At 49.1% G+C, this 18,815-nt stretch carries 16 protein-coding genes and 1 pseudogene; 7 read left to right on the plus strand and 10 right to left on the minus strand.

Features of this window, described 5'->3' with window-relative positions; all coding sequences use genetic code 11:
* Positions 1-4: 4 nt before the first annotated feature.
* Together betB and betI are read right to left on the minus strand one after the other, a co-directional pair.
* Positions 5-1,477 carry a betaine-aldehyde dehydrogenase gene (betB, locus tag AAEY27_RS19165; protein ID WP_342322384.1) on the minus strand — a complete coding sequence of 491 codons (1,473 nt, stop codon included), beginning with the start codon at positions 1,475-1,477 and terminating at the stop codon, positions 5-7.
* Between the two features lie 13 nt (positions 1,478-1,490).
* Complete coding sequence (gene betI / locus AAEY27_RS19170; protein ID WP_342322385.1) at positions 1,491-2,087, minus strand: transcriptional regulator BetI; 597 nt, start codon at positions 2,085-2,087, stop codon at positions 1,491-1,493.
* A gap of 236 nt (positions 2,088-2,323) precedes the next feature.
* On the opposite strand from betI, the gene AAEY27_RS19175 reads away from it, so the two are divergent.
* On the plus strand, positions 2,324-4,354 hold the full coding sequence (locus tag AAEY27_RS19175) for a choline transporter (protein ID WP_342322386.1): 2,031 nt from the start codon (positions 2,324-2,326) through the stop codon (positions 4,352-4,354).
* A gap of 45 nt (positions 4,355-4,399) precedes the next feature.
* On the opposite strand, the gene AAEY27_RS19180 is transcribed toward AAEY27_RS19175, so the two are convergent.
* The gene (locus AAEY27_RS19180) at positions 4,400-4,798 is read right to left on the minus strand and encodes a hypothetical protein (RefSeq protein WP_342322387.1); all 399 of its coding nucleotides are present in this window, start codon (positions 4,796-4,798) and stop codon (positions 4,400-4,402) included.
* A gap of 18 nt (positions 4,799-4,816) precedes the next feature.
* Here AAEY27_RS19180 and AAEY27_RS19185 point away from each other — a divergent pair, with 18 nt between their 5' ends.
* Positions 4,817-5,305, plus strand: coding sequence for a hypothetical protein (locus AAEY27_RS19185; RefSeq protein ID WP_342322388.1), 489 nt, complete (start codon positions 4,817-4,819; stop codon positions 5,303-5,305).
* Positions 5,306-5,426: 121 nt separating this feature from the next.
* Here the strand turns inward: AAEY27_RS19185 and AAEY27_RS19190 are convergent.
* The 7 genes and pseudogenes from AAEY27_RS19190 to AAEY27_RS19220 all read right to left on the minus strand — a co-directional run.
* Positions 5,427-6,804: pseudogene (locus tag AAEY27_RS19190) on the minus strand (DEAD/DEAH box helicase family protein); the annotation flags it as partial.
* A gap of 208 nt (positions 6,805-7,012) precedes the next feature.
* Positions 7,013-7,447, minus strand: a complete 435-nt coding sequence (locus AAEY27_RS19195; RefSeq protein ID WP_342322389.1) for a hypothetical protein — start codon at positions 7,445-7,447, stop codon at positions 7,013-7,015.
* Positions 7,444-8,145 carry a hypothetical protein gene (locus AAEY27_RS19200; protein WP_342322390.1) on the minus strand — a complete coding sequence of 234 codons (702 nt, stop codon included), beginning with the start codon at positions 8,143-8,145 and terminating at the stop codon, positions 7,444-7,446. The genes AAEY27_RS19195 and AAEY27_RS19200 overlap by 4 nt, the downstream gene beginning before the upstream one ends.
* A gap of 747 nt (positions 8,146-8,892) precedes the next feature.
* Positions 8,893-9,234: a TA system toxin CbtA family protein gene (locus tag AAEY27_RS19205; RefSeq protein WP_342322391.1), complete on the minus strand. Its 342-nt coding sequence runs from the start codon at positions 9,232-9,234 to the stop codon at positions 8,893-8,895.
* 20 nt (positions 9,235-9,254) lie between these two features.
* Positions 9,255-9,596 (minus strand): type IV toxin-antitoxin system YeeU family antitoxin, encoded by a 342-nt coding sequence (locus tag AAEY27_RS19210; RefSeq protein WP_342322392.1) that lies wholly within the window; start codon positions 9,594-9,596, stop codon positions 9,255-9,257.
* Between the two features lie 10 nt (positions 9,597-9,606).
* Positions 9,607-10,050 carry a RadC family protein gene (gene radC, locus AAEY27_RS19215; RefSeq protein ID WP_342322393.1) on the minus strand — a complete coding sequence of 148 codons (444 nt, stop codon included), beginning with the start codon at positions 10,048-10,050 and terminating at the stop codon, positions 9,607-9,609.
* A protein-coding gene (locus AAEY27_RS19220; RefSeq protein WP_342322006.1) for an IS3 family transposase occupies positions 10,047-11,260 on the minus strand; the annotation gives its coding sequence in 2 pieces (ribosomal slippage) (positions 10,047-10,966 and positions 10,966-11,260; 1,215 coding nt in all). The genes radC and AAEY27_RS19220 overlap by 4 nt, the downstream gene beginning before the upstream one ends.
* A gap of 88 nt (positions 11,261-11,348) precedes the next feature.
* On the opposite strand from AAEY27_RS19220, the gene AAEY27_RS19225 reads away from it, so the two are divergent.
* The 5 genes from AAEY27_RS19225 (at position 11,349) to AAEY27_RS19245 (ending at position 18,815) form a co-directional block, all read left to right on the plus strand.
* A complete protein-coding gene (locus tag AAEY27_RS19225) occupies positions 11,349-11,927 on the plus strand; it encodes a YagK/YfjJ domain-containing protein (RefSeq protein ID WP_342322394.1) in 579 nt (192 codons plus the stop codon).
* Positions 11,928-12,019: 92 nt separating this feature from the next.
* Complete coding sequence (locus AAEY27_RS19230) at positions 12,020-12,244, plus strand: helix-turn-helix transcriptional regulator (RefSeq protein ID WP_236926507.1); 225 nt, start codon at positions 12,020-12,022, stop codon at positions 12,242-12,244.
* A gap of 421 nt (positions 12,245-12,665) precedes the next feature.
* Positions 12,666-14,741, plus strand: coding sequence for an McrB family protein (locus tag AAEY27_RS19235; RefSeq protein ID WP_342322395.1), 2,076 nt, complete (start codon positions 12,666-12,668; stop codon positions 14,739-14,741).
* Positions 14,734-16,020: an McrC family protein gene (locus AAEY27_RS19240; RefSeq protein WP_342322396.1), complete on the plus strand. Its 1,287-nt coding sequence runs from the start codon at positions 14,734-14,736 to the stop codon at positions 16,018-16,020. Before AAEY27_RS19235 ends, AAEY27_RS19240 begins: the two co-directional genes overlap by 8 nt.
* A 203-nt stretch (positions 16,021-16,223) precedes the next feature.
* Positions 16,224-18,815, plus strand: coding sequence for a type I restriction-modification system subunit M (locus AAEY27_RS19245; protein WP_342322397.1), 2,592 nt, complete (start codon positions 16,224-16,226; stop codon positions 18,813-18,815).

An 18,815-nucleotide genomic window follows, 5' to 3' on the forward strand; every position in this document is an offset into this window, starting at 1 on the left:
CTACTCAAAATACGGACTGAAAACGGGTTAATTCGACCTGCACAGATTTCACCTGGGTGTAATTTTGCAATGTCATCAGGCCATTTTCGCGGCCGATGCCAGAGTGTTTATAGCCCCCGACCGGCATTTCGGCGGCGGATTCCCCCCAGGTGTTGATCCAGCAGATCCCCGCTTCAATCTGGTGAATAACGCGGTGCGCACGGTTGAGATCTTGCGTCACCACGCCTGCGGCCAGACCGTAGTCCGTCGCGTTGGCGCGGCGGATTACGTCCTCTTCGCGCGCATAAGTGAGGATCGACATCACCGGCCCGAAGATCTCTTCGCGCACGATCGTCATCTCATCGCGGCAATCGGTGAAGACGGTCGGCTCGACCCAGGCACCGTGGTCAAATGCCGCGCCGGTCAGGCGCTTACCGCCGCACAGCAGGCGCGCGCCTTCGCGGACGCCGGTTTCGATATAGCGCATCACATGATCGCGATGCGGGAAGCTGACCAGCGGCCCGAAGTTGGTGGCCGGATCGTTCACATCGCCTGCTTTGATGCGCGCCACACGTTCGGCAATCTTCGCTTCAAATGCCGCCTGTAATGCCGCTGGGATAAACACGCGCGTGCCGTTGGTGCAGACCTGGCCGGAGCTGTAGAAGTTGGCCATCATGGCGATGTCGGCGGCGAGATCGAGATCCGCGTCGTCAAAGATGATCAGCGGCGATTTACCGCCGAGCTCCATGGTCACCTCTTTCAACGTTGAACCTGCGGCATTCGCCATCACTTTCTTCCCGCTGGCGACGCCGCCGGTGAAGGAGACTTTATCGATGCCCGGGTGTTCGGTCAGCAGTTGCCCGGTGACCGCGCCGCGACCGTTCAGCACGTTGAACACGCCATCCGGCAGGCCAGCCTCGCTGTAAATCTCCGCCAGTTTCAGGGCGGTAAGCGGTGTCACTTCACTCGGTTTGAAGATCATTGCGTTACCGGCCGCCAGCGCGGGCGCCGATTTCCACAACGCAATCTGGATTGGGTAGTTCCACGCGCCGATACCGGCCACCACGCCAAGCGGCTCGCGGCGGGTGTAAACGAAGGAAGTATCGCGCAGCGGGATCTGCTGCCCTTCAAGCGAAGGGATCAGACCGGCGTAGTACTCCAGCACATCGGCGCCGGTCACAATATCCACCGACTGGGTTTCGCTCAGGGGTTTACCGGTATCGAGGGTTTCCAGCGCGGCAAGTTCGTCATTGCGTTCACGCAGAATATCCACCGCGCGGCGCAGAATGCGCGAGCGCGCCATCGCCGTCATCGCTGCCCAGATTTTCTGGCCTTTTTGCGCGCTCGCCACGGCGTTGTCGACATCGGCCTGCTCAGCTTCGTGAACCTCGGCCAGCACGTCACCATTTGCCGGGTTGATGGTCTGGAATGTTTTACCAGCCGCAGCCGGAACGTATTTGCCATCAATATAAAGCTGTTGTTCTGCGAATCGGGACATGATTCCTCCTTCCTCAGTGATTCTTCGCGCCAGCCAGTTGCTGACGAATGAATTGGGTGGTGAGCGTCTTGGCGATCGCCAGATTGAAAGGTTTGCCGCTCAGTGCTGCGCGCAGCCAGAGGCCATCAATCAGCGAGGCCAGCCCGTGTGCCGCAAGCCTTGCCTGTTCGCGCGGAAGTTCGCGGCGAAACTCGGCGGCCAGGCTGGAGAACAACCGGCGGCTGCTGACGCGCTCCAGACGGCCAAGCTGCGGCTGATGCATGCTGCTAGCCCAGAAATCGAGCCAGGCTTTCATCGCCGCGCTGTGTACCTGGGTGTCATCAAAATTGCCTTCGACAATCGCCAGCAAACGCGCTTCGGTACTGGCTTGCGCTAACGGTTGCAACCGCGCGGCCACCGCGTCGCGCAATTGTCGAGTGACATCGCGCATGGTGGCTTCCAACAAACCGTTTTTGTCTTTGAAGTAGTGGCTGATGATGCCGGTCGATACGCCCGCCCGACGCGCAATCTGCGCGATGGTGGCATCGTTGATCCCAACATCGTTAATGGTATCCAGGGTCGCATCAATCAGTTGCCGACGGCGTATCGGCTGCATTCCCACCTTTGGCATGACTCCATCTCCACCGCAATGTAAGGGTCATATTTAATCTTTTTTTGATTGCACGTTCAATATAAAAAAGGATTTTGTTAAGATGTCGTGCTTTAATTGTTAAAAATCGAAGCGGTAGTGAACATGCTAACGCAGGCGAACAAAGCCGTATAAACAGAGGGGGATAAAACTAAAAGGCAAGCAAGGAATTAAGGCACTCATCTGAAAATTAACAGGAAATTAACCAGAGGAACCCGATGATTAATCCACCTGCCAGTGAAAAAGACAGAATCAATCCTGTGGTGTTTTACACCTCCGCCGGACTGATTCTGACATTTTCACTTGTCACCCTTTTTTATAGCGAGCTCGCTGCGGCCTGGATCCAGACCACGGTTAACTGGGTCTCATCCACCTTCGGCTGGTACTACATGCTGGCCGCCACGCTCTATATCGTCTTTGTTATCTATATGGCGTGCTCACGCTACGGCGCCATCAAGCTTGGCCCGGAGCAGTCCAAACCCGAGTTCAGCTTGCTGAGCTGGTCAGCAATGTTGTTCGCTGCCGGGATCGGTATCGATCTGATGTTTTTCTCAGTGGCGGAACCGGTAACGCAATATATGCAACCGCCGGAAGGCGCCGGAGAAACCCTGGAAGCCGCACGCCAGGCGATGGTGTGGACGCTGTTCCACTACGGTTTAACCGGCTGGTCGATGTACGCGCTGATGGGCATTGCGCTGGGCTACTTCAGTTACCGCTACAACCTGCCGCTCACCATTCGCTCGGCCCTCTACCCTATTTTCGGTAAACGTATCAATGGCCCGATCGGTCACACGGTGGATATCGCCGCAGTGATCGGTACCATTTTTGGTATCGCGACGACGCTGGGCATTGGCGTGGTACAGCTGAATTACGGTTTGAAGGTGTTGTTTGATGTGCCGGAAGGGCTAACGGCGCAGATGGCGTTGATTGTGCTGTCGGTAGTGATCGCCACTATTTCTGTGGTTTCCGGCGTGGATAAAGGCATTCGCATTCTGTCCGAACTGAATGTCGCGCTGGCGCTTGGCCTGATCCTGTTCGTGCTCTTTATGGGCAAAACCGAGTTTCTGCTTAATGCGCTGGTGCTCAACGTTGGCGATTACATCAACCGCTTTATGGGGATGACGCTGAACACCTTTGCGTTTGACCGCCCGACGCAGTGGATGAATAGCTGGACGCTCTTCTTCTGGGCCTGGTGGGTTGCCTGGTCGCCGTTTGTCGGCCTGTTCCTCGCGCGCATTTCCCGCGGGCGCACCATTCGCGAGTTCGTGCTCGGCACGCTGATCATTCCGTTTACCTTTACCCTGCTCTGGCTGTCTGTGTTCGGTAACGCCGCGCTGTATGAAATCATTCATGGCGATGCGGGCTTTGCCCAGGAAGTGATTAACCACGCCGAACGCGGTTTCTACAGCCTGTTGGCGCAGTATCCGGCCTTTAAATTAAGCGCCTCTGTCGCGACCATTACCGGCCTGCTGTTTTATGTGACGTCGGCCGATTCCGGCTCGCTGGTGCTCGGCAATTTCACCTCGAAGTTGAAAGACATCAACAGCGATGCGCCGAACTGGCTGCGTATTTTCTGGTCGGTGGCGATTGGCGTGCTGACGATGGGTATGCTGATGACCAATGGGATTTCCGCGCTGCAAAACGCCACGGTGATCATGGGCTTGCCGTTCAGTTTTGTGATCTTCTTCATCATGGCCGGGCTGTATAAATCGCTGAAGGTGGAAGATCATCGTCGCGCCAGCGCCAGCCGTGAAACGGCGCCCTATATTCCGGCGAGCAACGATCGGTTGAGCTGGAAAAAACGTCTGTCGCGCCTGATGAACTACCCCGGTACGCGCTACACCGAACAGATGATGGAAACCACCATTTTCCCGGCCATGCAGGATGTGGCAAAAGAGCTGGAGCTACGCGGCGGCCGCGTGTCGCTAGAGTTTGTGCCGGCGGCTGAAGGTGAACTGTTGGGGCACCTGGATCTGCGCGTACATCTGGGCGAGGAGCAGGATTTTGTCTATCAGGTATGGCCGCAGCAATATTCCGTTCCGGGCTTTACCTACCGCGCGCGCAGCGGGAAATCGCACTATTTCCGTCTGGAAACCTTCCTACTGGAAGGCAGCCAGGGCAACGATTTGATGGATTACAACAAAGAACAGGTGATTATCGATATTCTCGATCAATATGAACGCCACCTGAACTTTATCCATTTACACAGGGAAGCGCCGGGGACGAATATCGTTTATCCGCAGGTGTGAATGAACGGGCCAGGGAGTGGCCTGACATTTTGACGATGGCAGAGATCAAGGCTGCGGCGTTTGATCTGATTTTTCAAGGTGAACGCTTTTTCTGCCGCGAAGCTTAACCAGCACCCTATGTAGCTGGCCGACAGAGAGATCGCGGACCACAGGGTGCGGTATGCCGCGAAGCCATCGGCAAAAATAGCCGATGCCCAATAAATCGAGACCTTCGCTGGTGAAAAGGTATTCGTTGTCCCTCAGGGAAAAGAGCGCGCGAAAATCGTCTTCTTGCGTCGCGAAACTGACAGCGAAAACAGCTTCTGCTTCTGCCAGAAGCTCCACGCCGTCATCCCCGGTGATATGCAGATCGTTTTCCAGCAACGTATTTTCATCAATCGCTTTGCTGTGCCAACCCGAAAATTCGCGCACAAAAGCGATAACGTCTTCTAACCTCGGATCCATATCGGCCTTATCCCCCGCTTGTTATATCGTCATTCGGCAGAACTAAAGCCTCCCCTACTGCCCTTCAAAACCATAGTACTGCACTGGATAACGCTGGCCATTGATTTCCAGATCGAGCCAGGGCTTGCTGACCGTTTTCAGTATGCCTTCCTGGATGGTTTTCTGCTGATTGATTGCAGCATGCAGAAGATCGCAGAACGGCAAGAAGGTTATACGCGCGCAAATCTGTGGGCATATTTTCTGTATACCGACAGCGATATTCGCAATGCGCCAAGAACATCAGAGAAGTATCACTTTACCTTCACCGCAGAAGATGGCTCTCAGCCGGGAGACAGCAGCATTGTTTACGGCCTGGATGCTGACATTACCGTTATCAGGAATTATCTGTCCTCCTTGGGATATATCAGTGTTAAGCGCGAAGGATTGCTGGAAAGATGGCAGCGTGAGGGGGAAATTACGCCCTATTTTCTTATTATCAGAGATCCGGATAAGCATACGCTCACGTGATCAAGTTTCGGCTAAGTAACCAAAGCAAATCAGTGCCTTTTAATCAAGGCACTGATAAATTTCTGCTGTAAAAAGCAATGCTGGTGCTTTATTTTAACAACCGCGTTGATTATTCAAGCGTTACCAGCATCACTTGATAATCATCGCTATCAAAAGCGACACGCAAATCGCGGCGTTTCAACCCGGGGTTCATATTAATTTCAGTGAACTTCTGGTTCAGCAGCGCTGAGGCTATTGTGGTCGCTTTCAAAAAATTCCACTTCACCGGAAAACGCCACCATCGCGTTAATCTTTTGATAGTTGTTTTCAGCGATGTATTTATCAAATGCCAATTTGTAGCGCACCGCCGCTTTACGTGAACTGGTGACAACCATCGCCTTGGCCTGCCCGGCCAGCAGATGCATGACATGCTTGCGATAGTGCTCAACGATGATTTTTACTTTCTGGGAAATATTATGGTCGTGAAGCGTAACCCACTGATTCAGTTTGATCTTGGCTTTTTTGCTGTCGACTTCTCGATCCGGATCACCCAGTTTCTGCAATAGCCTGTAGGCCACTTTGTAGTTGGTGTAGTTCTTCAGGACATCAAGAATAAAACCTTCTTCTATAGCCTGGCGCATGAAGTACACATTGAACGCTTCGGGTTTATTGGTTTTTGAAGCAGATTCATGCGGGTTAGGACGACGACCGAACAGCTCCAGGGTTTTCGCTTTCGGCGTCGCAGTAAAGGCATAGTAGTTAAGATTATTGCTGCCTTTATGTGCAGCGACGGTGGCATCAAGAATATCTTCCGATGAGAGTTCAACATCATCATCCGTCTCGTCGGTCATCAACACTTCTTTAAGCTGACGCGCCGTGGAACCACTTTGCGAAGAGTGGGCGTCGTCGGCAATGACCGCGTATTTTCGTTGCTTCAAGCTAACGCTGTTTTCAATTGCCTTTAGTACAAACGGGAAGGTCTGAATGGTGACAATAATAATCGGCTGCGAGTTTTCCAGCGCGCTGGCGAGCTTTTCTGATTTAGAACCCTCGCCTTCTTTATTGTTGATGCGCCCGACCACACCATCCTGATGCTCAAACTGATAAATAAATAGTGTCCTGCAATTGATCGTCCAGGACGGTGCGGTCTGTAACGACAATCACCGAATAGAACTGTTTCTCGCCATTCTCATCATGCAGTCGGGAAAGCTGATGGGCAGTCCAGGCAATGGAGTTGGATTTACCGGAACCGGCGCTGTGCTGAATCAGATACTTATGCCGGTCCTTTCAACCACAGCGGGCGTGATCAGTTTGTTTACCACATCCCATTGATGATAACGCGGAAAAATCAGGCCCTCTTTCTTGTACTTCAGCCCCTCGAAATTTTCCTTTTCTTCGATTTGCAGATGCACAAAGCTGGCGAGAATTTTCAGCAGATTGTCCGGCAGTAGCACTTCATTCCACAGGTAGCTGGTAGCGTATTCGTTTTCATCTTCCGGGATGTCATTTCCCGCACCACCATATTCTGAACGATTGATGACACCATCGAACACTGGCGATTTCCCCCGGTAACTCGCGCCTGCAACGGTTGTCTCGGATGAGCAAAATCTTAGGGTTTTCACAGCGCCCCCTGACGCACGGGCACGCATATGCGCACGGGGGTGCGGGCAAGCTTTACAGTTGAGGAAGGCGCAACCATAAGCGTTCAATTTTTCAAGCCGGGGAGGCTCAGTTATTCAGAACCTTTGTCAGCTCAACTTCACCCGTTGCGGCATTAAAGTACAGATAGAAAAGATCCCCATTCAACTGATCAGGTTTTGACCATATTTCCTTTTCCCCTAAGCTACGCTTTTCCTTGGTGTAGCCCAGCTTTTCAAGGTAAGAGCGCAACGGTGCAGTCCCGGCAGCTCCCTTGAAGATAATGCTATTTGAAGGCGCATAACCATCGCCGGGGTGCGACTCGAAATAGAAGTCGTCCGTCATACGCGGGGCGTTTTCAATGTCCTTGTCTGTCAGAGTGTGGTAGTTGAAGAAATCATTTTCTTTGTAGACAGTTGTTTCATCAGAGCCAGATGCAACGAGCCAGACAAACAGCCATACGAGAATAAGCACGGTGACAGCCAGTAGTGCGCACCACTTCATGACTTTTAACAGAGTTGTCATTGCTTCGCCCCCATGAACGAGAGCGATGTACCATCATTTGTAATGACCTTAACCACTCCGGATGTGAAATCGTCCCACGGCCTAAGCCATGTCATAAAATGCGGAAGATTCACCGTATACGCCTGATGTCGCACACACGGATCTTCTGGATAAGGAAACAGAATCGGACGGAACCCACGATTTTTATGGGAACCTATAGCGCCGTAGTAATCCCAGCGGCGGACGGCTGATTCATAATTCACAGGCTTGACACGATAACCATACCGACCCGGTATTATAGCCCGATAGAATCCAAACAGATCAGAAACCAAATCTTCGCCACTAAAGCCACTGTCCGTATACCAAGAGAATGATCGTAAGCTTTGCAGCCCCTCGAATCTCGATGCAGTGTTCATCATCATTGCCAGCATGATTCTGTTAATGTCTTCGGTGCTCCGGCCACGTTTAATTTCCCAGCGAGAGAACTTCCCGACCCCAAGCCGCGATTTGAACTTGATGATGCCCATATCCTGCCGATACATGACTACATAAGATGGCTGACCGCTACGTTCCCCCTCAAGAAATTGATTTCTAAGTACAGCCACGTCATTGCCACGGGCATGCCCCATATCAATCCAGCCGAGTACCTCGGTGTAAACTATTCCCCTGTCGAGTACGTCAAATAATGCCCCGTCCTTTATCTCTCTTCTGGTGCTCACGCTTTCATCTCCATATCAACTCTGACCGTCAATGGTATAGCCTATTTTTCAGGCAGTCCAGACGGCAAGCAATAGCATCATATAAGGCCCGTTGGTAAACCTGTTTATCCCCTGCGGCGACTCGCGACGGCGACAGAACGGGAGCATCGGGCTAAAATGCGCTTCACTAAAAGTTTTGGGGATTGTTTAGAGACGGTGGCTACGTCATAGCTTTCAAGTTGAGTCGGTACGTGTTTGACGCATGGAACTACACGCCACTATGAGTTAACATCCCAATTACCACTATCAACCACAGCGGCTTTTCAAGGGACATAACAGAGCATTTCTTACAGGCAAAAGAGACAGATTTTGTTGTCTAACTAGCTGTATTGTAAGGAATTTAGTGGCTTGGCGAAGGCCGGACTCGAATTTAAATATTAACAAACTGAATTGTAAGTAAATTATTATTAATTAATTGGTTATGTATACTCAGTTATATACTCAACAGTTTTCTTTCCAAAATCACCGAGTAACAGAGTATATAAACCAACTCAGATATGATGCAGCAATTATACCCGATAGCATCATTTCAGCCAGGGAGTTTTTTACTATCGAGAGGTAGCCTCCCAGGATAATGTTTCGGTCAGTTAAAACTTCAGTTTGCATGGTATTTTTTCCTATAAAAGCAAATGCCCCCAATACTGGCAGGCATATTATCTAATGAATAAACAAGGAAGAAAGGTCGGCTGTGTACACCGGGAAGACAATTCACAATCCAGAGTTACTACGGTTTCGTCGCAACAAGCCAGTGACATGCCGTGCCCGCAGAATATCGACTGCCCGCAGATATGGGGACTGTTCTTGCCAGTCGAATCCCCTGCGATCAATACGAACCAGCCCGTACTTTTCCACCAGAAAATTAACGGCATCGGCCAAAGATATACCGGCATCGATATGTTTCTGAATTACCGTTTCATCACTGAATGGTGTGTCGTTGAGTGTCAGGCCATAATGTTGTTCCAGCAGGCGTGCAAGCAGCATTTGCCACACTGCCACGGGCGACAGACATAGCGTCGCCGCCTGCGGAGTTGTTGCAGGTAGAGTTTTCATATTTGCTCTTGTGAAAGTAGTTAACGATGAGTGGGGTAAACGGCGATGTATACGTAGCCGCAACTGCCAAGGGTATCGGCTTCGCAGGTGAAACCATTGTGGTACAGGGTGACACAGTGGGCATGGCGAGGATTCATTTCACCAGTAGTCAGCATCGATTCCATCTGGCTGATAAAATGTGGGAATACTTCATCCAACTTCAAAGGTTCTGCGTTACTGAATTCACCGGTAATGCTGGCCCGGTCAACCAGATAGTGCAGCCGATTTCCCTCCTGTACCAGACGAGCGCCAAAGCAAGGCGTCACATTACGATTCAGCCCCCACTGGAGAAATGAATCGTTCTCTGAGCCAGTAGATTTCATTGAAGTACCCTCATATCCAGCCTCGCTCTGCAAACGACACAATGCCATCTGAACCGACAACCAGATGATCGAGAGTGTTCACATCAACCAGTGCCAGCGCTTCTTTAAGCCTGCCCGTAATGTTGCGGTCACATTGACTGGGCTCTGGGTCACCGGATGGATGGTTATGCGCCAACACAACGGCCGCAGCATTGAAGCGAAGCGCTGACTTCACTACCTCTCGAGGATGGACCTGGACATGGTTAATCGAACCGGCAAACAGCGTTTCACTCTCCAGTAAACGGTGCTGGTTATCGAGATAGAGCACCATAAACACTTCCCGTTCTTGTCCTGCCAGCTGTAACCGAAGCCAGTCACGGGCTGCCGTACTTGAGGTAAAGGATATGCCGGGCTGGCGCAGATATTTTTCCAGCAGGTTGATAGCGCGGCGGATGGTCCGTTGTGTAGTGGTCAAGTAATACTGGCCACGGTTTTACAGTAAGAACGGTATCGGTTCTCTGATTCTTCCGGCGTTAGCCCCCCGTTGTAATGATGAGGTCTGACGCTATTGTAGTAATTCAGGATATAACCGCCGATTTGTCGCCGGGCCTCATCCTTACCTGCGTAACCATTCGTCGGCACCCATTCTGTTTTCAGACTACGGAAGAAGCGTTCCATGGGGCTATTATCCCAGCAGTTCCCCCGACGACTGACGCTTTGCTTTATCCTGTAACGCCAGAGAACTTGCTGATATTTAAGGCCTGTATACTGGCTTCCCTGGTCGCTATGGAACATGACATCACGCGGTTGACCACGCGTCTCATAGGCCATCCGCAGAGCACTGCTTATCAGTGCGGTATCGGCATTCGCTGACAGACTCCAGCCGATAACCCTGCGGGCAAAAAGATCCATAACAACCGCCAGATAGCACCAGCGATTTCCAGCCCAGATATACGTAATATCTCCACACCATACCCGGTCTGGCTCCGGTACAGCGAACTGACGCTCGAGCAGATTCGGCAGGCAGGTATGCTCCTGACGGGCATTTTTGTACTGATGTTTTCCGGGCTGGCAACTGCTCAGGCTTAGGTATTTCATCAGACGCCCGGCACGGTAACGGGTCATCGGAACGCCATTTTGAGCCAGCATTTCAGCAAGCGTGCGTGCGCCTGCTGAGCCCCGGCTCTGGTTCCACGCCCGGCGTATTTCGCTGTACAACCTGACTCGCGCCGGATTGACAGTATCGCGTCGTTTTCGCCAGTACCGGTAACTGCTACGGTGTATTTCCAGCGCGGAGCAAAGGCTGACAACCGTGTGGCTGTCACTCAGTCTGGCGGCTATCGTGAACCGTTCAGTGAGTCGGACATCAAGAGTGCGGTAGCCTTTTTTAATATCGTATTCTGTTCCTCCAGGCGGCGAACCTGCTTTTCCAGCTCGCGAATACGTTGCTGCTCTGCAGTAATGGGAGTTGCAGAGGGCGTAATCCCCTGCCGCTCTCGCCTGAGCTGGCGCACCCAGCTCTCAAGCGTGGTAGAACCGACATTCATCGCTTCACTGGCTTGTCGATATGAGTAGCCCTTATCAACAATCAGCTGTGCACATTCCAGCCTGAACTCAGGGGTGAAAGTACGCTTAGTTTTCTTGTTCATTAAGTCACCTGTTTTATGTTGTGGTGAGAATATCACCTTTAATCAGGTGGCCAAATTTACTGTGCCACTACAAAATTACATCTCATCCCAATCCTTTGTACTCCACCTCACAAAGGAAAAATCAATGCACACACCTTACCCCTTCAACCCCAGATACACAATGAACTGGTTTCTACTGTCTCTGATCAATGACCACCTGAATCAGCTAATGAACCGATACTCCCGAATACAGGCACTCAGACTCGACCTGTTCTATCAGAAAGGTACAGAGCGCTATAAACGTCATTCATGGAACGAAACCGAACGAGAAGTACGTATGCTGGTTGAACGCACCCTGCAGCACACAAATCTGGCAGGGTATTTCTGGGTACTCGAGAACTCTGTAGACCACGGATGCCATGCCCATATCGTGTTCTATCTCGACAGGCACCTTAACCAAGCTACCTACCCAATAGCTGAGAGAGTAGGAACAATATGGCGGGAAATAACGCAACGAGAAGGCTATTACAACCGCTGCGAGTACAAACCCACTTATGAAGTCAGTATTAATAGGCCGGTGAACTACGGTGATACCGAAGCCATCGATAACCTGCGCTACATCATCAGCTACCTTGCCAAAGAAGAGCAAAAGCACGGTCATTATCATTACGGAGCCAGTGAGGTACCGCCGCCCAGCGGACTGGGGCGTCCTCGCACGGTATAACGCACATTCTGCACTTTTTTACGTATCAATCCATTGATGTGGAAGGGCTGGTGGTAACAAGAAATCAACTACCAGCTCAGGATAATCCCACAATGGAAGACAGCATCATGACAGAACATATTTCTTTGCTTGATGACCAACTGGTGGATATGCGCTTCATCACGAAGCTTACAGGGCTTACGGACAAGTGGTTTTACAAGCTTATAAAAGATGGCCAATTCCCAAAGCCCATTAAACTAGGTCGCAGTTCCCGCTGGCTACGGAGTGAAGTCGAAGACTGGCTAGAAGAACGCATTGCGGACTCACGAGGCAGTTGATGCAACCTACTCACTCTCACAGCATGCACACTTCACTATTCAGCCCTCTTTGGCAACGAACATTACATAAATGACTCAGAGGTTTCTGGGAAGCCCGTGGCGACTCAGTTTCTCCCTTTTATCTTTCAACTCCAAGCCATCACGCCTTAAAATGGCATGCCCTGCACTAATTCTCATAGTACCAATGCTCCACTGATAGCAAAATCACTTCTGCATGATAAAGAAATACAAGAAGCGCGGCTGAAGGTGAATGTGCCAAAAATCCATTCGAGAGCACAAAATCATTTTTATGAAAAATATGTACTGTACATTGAAAATCTTACTTATTGCGCTTGGCTACAATTGCATGCTTGGTAATATAGATTATAAAACACCAGACTAGCTGCCTGGTAAGTAATGTAATAGCATAGGAAATATCACGATGGATCTTGTAGATAGTGTCGAAGCAGGCAAGCTGACGATCAGTGAATTGATTGATGCCCTGGCGAAAGATAAAAATTACTCAGCTTCCAAGTGGGATCAGCGATACCGTGAATTTACGACCTTGCTACAACAAACCTCAACTTTTGCTGAGCCTGAAACGGATGATTTAGTTAAGAGGCTCTGGTATGAACGTGATAACGGTATTGCCAGTATTCGTCAGGGCGTTCCATCATTAGCAGAATATCAGCAAAGCCTCCCATTGCTTAGAGAACTCACTGAACGTGTTCGTCAGCAACCGAATGAAGCTACCTACCAATATGTAGGCAGTGCGCTGCAGCAGGCCAAAGAGACCGGACAGCTTAAGCGCATGTATTGGAGTTTAAGAAATCGTGTCTTTGCCGCGTTCTCCCCAGAAAACTACACCAGCACTGTGGATGAGAATGCTTTCAATAAAGCAGCAGAATTCCTAAATCAGCACTTCAATCTCGGTTTGGTACTGACCGGAAATTGGTTACAGAAAAACTATGAATTGAAACAAGCCATACACGCCCAATCTCCTAACACAGATCCTTATTACGTGAATATGGCCATCTGGCATCTCTATGAATTGCTCCGTGAACGCGATAATGAACAAAAGCAGGAGAAAGTAGCTAGCACTACATCCACAACCTGCAGTGAGCCCATCGAGAACAAGACCATTCCACATTCACCAACTAACGTGATCTTCTTTGGCCCCCCAGGCACAGGCAAGACCTTCACGTTGCAGCAAAAAATGAAAGATTACACTTCTCATGCTGTTCCTGCTGATCGTGATGCCTGGCTGGATTCTCGCCTTGAATCGTTGAACTGGATGCAGGTTTTAACGCTGGTGCTGCTCGATCTTGGGAAACGAGCCAAAGTTCGCCAAATGACGGAACACGACTGGTTCCAACGCAAAGCGCTGCTAAATGGCCGTAGTAGCAACTTTTCTCAAACTACCTGGGCGACGTTACAATCCTTCACCATTCCAGGATCAACTACTGTTGCGTACAAAGGTCGTCGTGAACCTGCGATCTTCGACAAAACTGCCGATAGTGAATGGTTTTTGGTCGAATCCCAGTTAGAGCAAGTGGATGAGCTACTTACTCTGTACGCAGAATTAAAACAAGGCCCTAAATCTACCGAAGCCATCCAGCGTTTTGCGGTGGTTACGTTCCACCAATCTTACGGCTATGAAGAATTTATTGAGGGTATCCGCGCTCGCTCTGACGAAAGTGGCAACATCTCTTACCCTATTGAGCCGGGTATCTTTATGCGGCTGTGTCAGCGTGCCAATGCCGATCCAGCACATCGCTACGCCATTTTCATTGATGAGATCAATCGCGGAAACATATCCAAGATCTTTGGTGAACTGATCTCACTCATTGAAGTAGACAAGCGTGCGGGTATGTCCAATGCAATGAGCCTGCAACTGTCTTATAGCGGTGATCACTTTAGCGTACCCGCCAATGTCGACATCATCGGAGCCATGAATACAGCGGACCGTTCTTTAGCTCTGATGGACACGGCTTTGCGCCGTCGCTTTGACTTTGTCGAAATGATGCCTGATCTCTCTTTACTGAGTGGAGCTAAGGTGAAAGGCATAGAGCTTGAGTCGTTGTTAGAAAAACTCAATAGCCGCATCGAAGAGCTTTACGATCGTGAACATACACTGGGACATGCATTCTTTATGCCGGTAAAAAATGCACTCGATACCGGCGATGAAGAAGCTGCGTTTAAACAATTGAAGATCGTATTCCAGAAAAAAATCATTCCCCTGTTGCAGGAATACTTTTTCGATGACTGGAACAAGATCAGGCTAGTGCTGGCAGACAACCAGAAACAAGACGACAGCCTGCAATTCGTGATTGAGAAAACCGACGATCTCGATACGCTTTTTGGTAACAACCATGGTTTACGACGCCATGATCAGCAATCGACAGCTTACGAGCTCGAAGCATTTGATCAAGAGGTCTGGAATATGCCACAGGCTTATCGTTCAATTTATCAGCCACAGCAGACCACTCCTGATGAGCAGGCCGTAAACCATGGGTGAAGTTATCTCAGTTTTTGAATATGACCTGCTGGGGAGTGGAAAAGCGGCTTCAGTTGGCGCAAAGCTGGTGCCTCAACAGGTCTTTGATTATTTAGAAACACTTAGCCTAACAAATGATCAAGGAAGCCAGTTTCTCAAACTCACCTCTCGTACAGGTTTCAAATTGCTGCAGGTGCAAAACTACGCGGGGATGCTTTCTACACCTCACGGTTTCCAGCTTGAGATACTGCCCAAGATTGGTAAAAACCTCACGGTTGCGAGTGCGCGAGAAACATTCATTACGATGCTAAGTCACTTGCCTGGGTTTCGACATATTCAAACCCAGCAGGCCACTCTTCAGGCACAACGCATGCCTTTGCTCGAGATTTTTATCAGCCAATTTTTGCAAAGCGTCAGCCAATTGCTTAAACAAGGTTTACGCTCCGACTATGTGAGCGAGCAAGGTAATCTGGCTTTTATGAAGGGCAAGCTGATGCTCTCTGCACAGCTACGACATAACGCGGTAAATCGCCATAAGTTTTGTGTCAATTATGATGAGTATATGCCTGATTGTGCTGCCAATCGGCTCTTACACTCCACACTGGATAAGTTACTTAGTCTGAAGCTGTCATCAGAGAATCAACGCTGGCTTTACGAACTGCGCTTTGCTTTTGACGGTATTCCACTTAGTAGGGATATTGAGAGCGATATGAACAGCTTACGCATTGAGCGTGGTATGACTCATTACAGCGAGCCAATGGCTTGGGCGCAGTTGATCCTGAGAGGAATGAGCCCAAGTGCATTGCAGGGAAACACCAAAGCGATATCACTTTTGTTTCCTATGGAAGCGGTATTTGAATCCTTTGTGGCACAGACCCTACCCTACGAATTACCTTCTCACCTAAAAGTTTTTCCTCAAGCAGCAACTTATTCTTTGGTAAAGCATGGACTTAAAGATTGCTTTAAGCTTCGCCCAGACTTGCTGATTCAATCTCGGCAACCGATTCAAACCAAAGTGGTGATGGATACAAAATGGAAGCAGGTGAATAGCAGCCAGCAAAAAAAATCACTTTATGGACTAGCGCAATCCGACTTCTATCAAATGTTTGCTTACGGCCAAAAATACCTTGGCGGAACAGGCGAAATGTACCTGATTTACCCTGCGCATGATGACTTTAGCCAACCGATACCGCAGCACTTTGCTTTTTCAGAGACTTTAAAATTATGGGTTGTGCCATACCGGATAATGGCAAAACGCGGTGAAAGGATGATGTGGGCGAGTGATGTGTTAACTACATAGTGACTAAGCCATTTGGAATGGGTCAGTCCAAAACATCGACGCTGTCTCAGACAAAGTGGTTGTGTTGATAGGAATGGAGACAGTAGTCCCTCATTAACCCTGACTCGAAGGCCCTGCCGCTAGCAAGAAGCTCTTATCAAAAGTACAATCAAGACCCTAAAACAGCCCTTTTCGAATTAGAATTGCTTTCAACAGGATTTATAGTGAATAAACAACAACTTGCGGCAAAAATCTGGGAATCTGCCAACCAGATGCGGTCTAAAATTGAAGCCAACGAATACAAAGACTACATACTCGGCTTTATCTTCTACAAGTACCTAAGCGACCAGTTGGTGCAGTTTGTCAGCAGACAAGGGATGACACCCGAAGACATCAAAGCCCTGAATGAAGAAGACGCCGACACCGTTGAATACGTGCAAAGCAACCTGGGCTACTTTATTGCCTACGATAATCTGTTTTCTACATGGATTGATCCAACGTCCGAATTTAACGAATCTAACGTACGTGATGCGCTTTCGGCCTTTAGCCGTTTGATTTCACCAACTTACAAAAAACTGTTTGACGGTATCTTTACCACCTTAGAAACAGGTTTAAGCAAACTGGGTGAAAGTGCGGGTAAACGTACCAAAGCTATCAGCGACTTACTACACCTGATTAAAAGCATCCCCATGAATGGCAATCTAGGGTATGACGTACTGGGCTATATTTACGAATACCTGATTGAAAAATTTGCCGCCAATGCTGGTAAAAAAGCGGGTGAGTTTTATACGCCTCATGAAGTTTCGGTACTTATATCGAACATCATCGCACATGAGTTGAAACACAAAGATACCATCAAAATTTACGACCCTACTTCTGGCTCAGGTTCGTTGCTGATCAATATCGGTGAAGCATTCGAGAAATACGCGAAAAATAAAGACTGCATCACCTATTACGCTCAAGAGTTAAAAGCTAACACCTACAACCTAACCCGTATGAACCTCATCATGCGAGGAATTAAAGCCAGCAACATTAAAACCCGTAATGGCGACACCTTGGAAGAGGATTGGCCGTATTTTGATGACAGTGATCCTCAAGGCTCATACTACGCCTTACATGTCGATGCCGTGGTGTCCAACCCTCCTTACTCACAAAATTGGGACCCCAGCTTTAAAGACAGCGATCCACGCTATTCACGGTTTGGCCTGGCGCCTAAAACCAAAGCAGATTTTGCTTTTTTACTGCACGACCTCTATCACCTAAAGCCCGATGGCATTATGGCTATCGTGCTACCTCATGGTGTCTTGTTCCGTGGTGGTGAAGAAGGTGAAATTCGCAAGCAACTCATTGAACAGAATCATATTGATGCCATTATTGGTTTACCGGCCAATATCTTTTTTGGCACCGGCATTCCTACGGTGATTTTGATACTCAAGCAAAAACGCCAAAATACCGATGTATTGGTGGTCGATGCCTCCAAACACTTTATGAAAGAAGGCAAAAACAACAAACTGCAAGCCAGTGATATCAAGCGCATTACTGATGCGGTGATTAACCGCGAAAGTATCGACAAGTTCTCGAAACTGGTGAGCAAACAAACCCTACGCGACAATGGTTACAACCTCAACATACCGCGCTATGTGGATTCCTCTGCGACGGCAGAAAGCTGGGATTTACACGCCACCATGCTCGGCGGTATTCCCAATAGGGAAATTGCCGAGTTAGACAACTTTTGGCAGGCCTTCCCTCAATTGCGCAGTACTTTGTTTACGCCAAAATCAGCTGCTTACAGTGAGCTTGCCATTGATAAACAGGACGTCAACGACCGCATTAGCGGGCACCCGCAAGTGTTAGAGTTTATCAGCGCCTACAACCAGGCTTTTAATGGCTTTAATGACCACTTAAACACCGAGTTAATACAAAACTGGCAAAGCGTAAAGCGTAACCAGCAAGAAGCAGTATTAAGTGCTGAGCTATTTGCCCGCTTAGCACCTATCGCCTTAATCGACAAATACCAGGCCTACCAATGTCTGAACAACCAATGGCAAATCATCAGCGCTGATTTAGAAATGATGCAAACCGAAGGATTTGCCGCCACCAAACAAGTTGACCCCAATATTGTTATAAAGAAAAAAAACGGCCAGGACACCGAAGTACAAGAAGGCTGGAAAGGCCACATACTGCCCTTTGATTTAGTGCTGAAAACTTACTTAAGTGATGACTTAAACGCCCTGGCAGCTAAAGAAACCCGCTTGGCGGAAATGGCTAGCGCGCTGGAAGAAATTTTAGAATCCCTGAGCGAAGAAGAAAAAGAACAAGATACGGTCAAAGAAAACAAAGATGGCTTTGCCAATGCCGAATTAAGCAAAGCCGCTAAGGCCTTCCTGAAAGAACAGAAAGACAGCAAAGTTAAATTCGCAGATGAAAGTTATGAAGCCAAAATCATTCGCGCGAACGAATTAATTGATGAAGAAAAAACTCTGAAAAAAACGGTCAAAGATGCCGCAACTACCTTGCACTCAAAAACCAAAACGACCATCGAAACATTAACTGATGAGCAAGTTAACAACCTGCTGCACCTTAAATGGATTGCTCCATTAAGCACCGAACTCGCAGCCATGCCAAACGCAGTGATTAGCCAACTCACTAGCCAAGTGCAAGCCCTTGCCGATAAATACGCCGTCACCTATTCGCAAGTTGCTAATGATATCAAAACCACCGAGCAAGAACTGGCGGAGATGATGGCTGAGCTCACGGGTAATGAATTTGATTTACAGGGCCTGACTGAACTCACCAACTTACTGAAGGATAAATAA

The sequence above is a fragment of the Kosakonia sp. BYX6 genome, from assembly GCF_038449125.1.
Taxonomy (GTDB): Bacteria; Pseudomonadota; Gammaproteobacteria; order Enterobacterales; family Enterobacteriaceae; genus Kosakonia; species Kosakonia calanthes.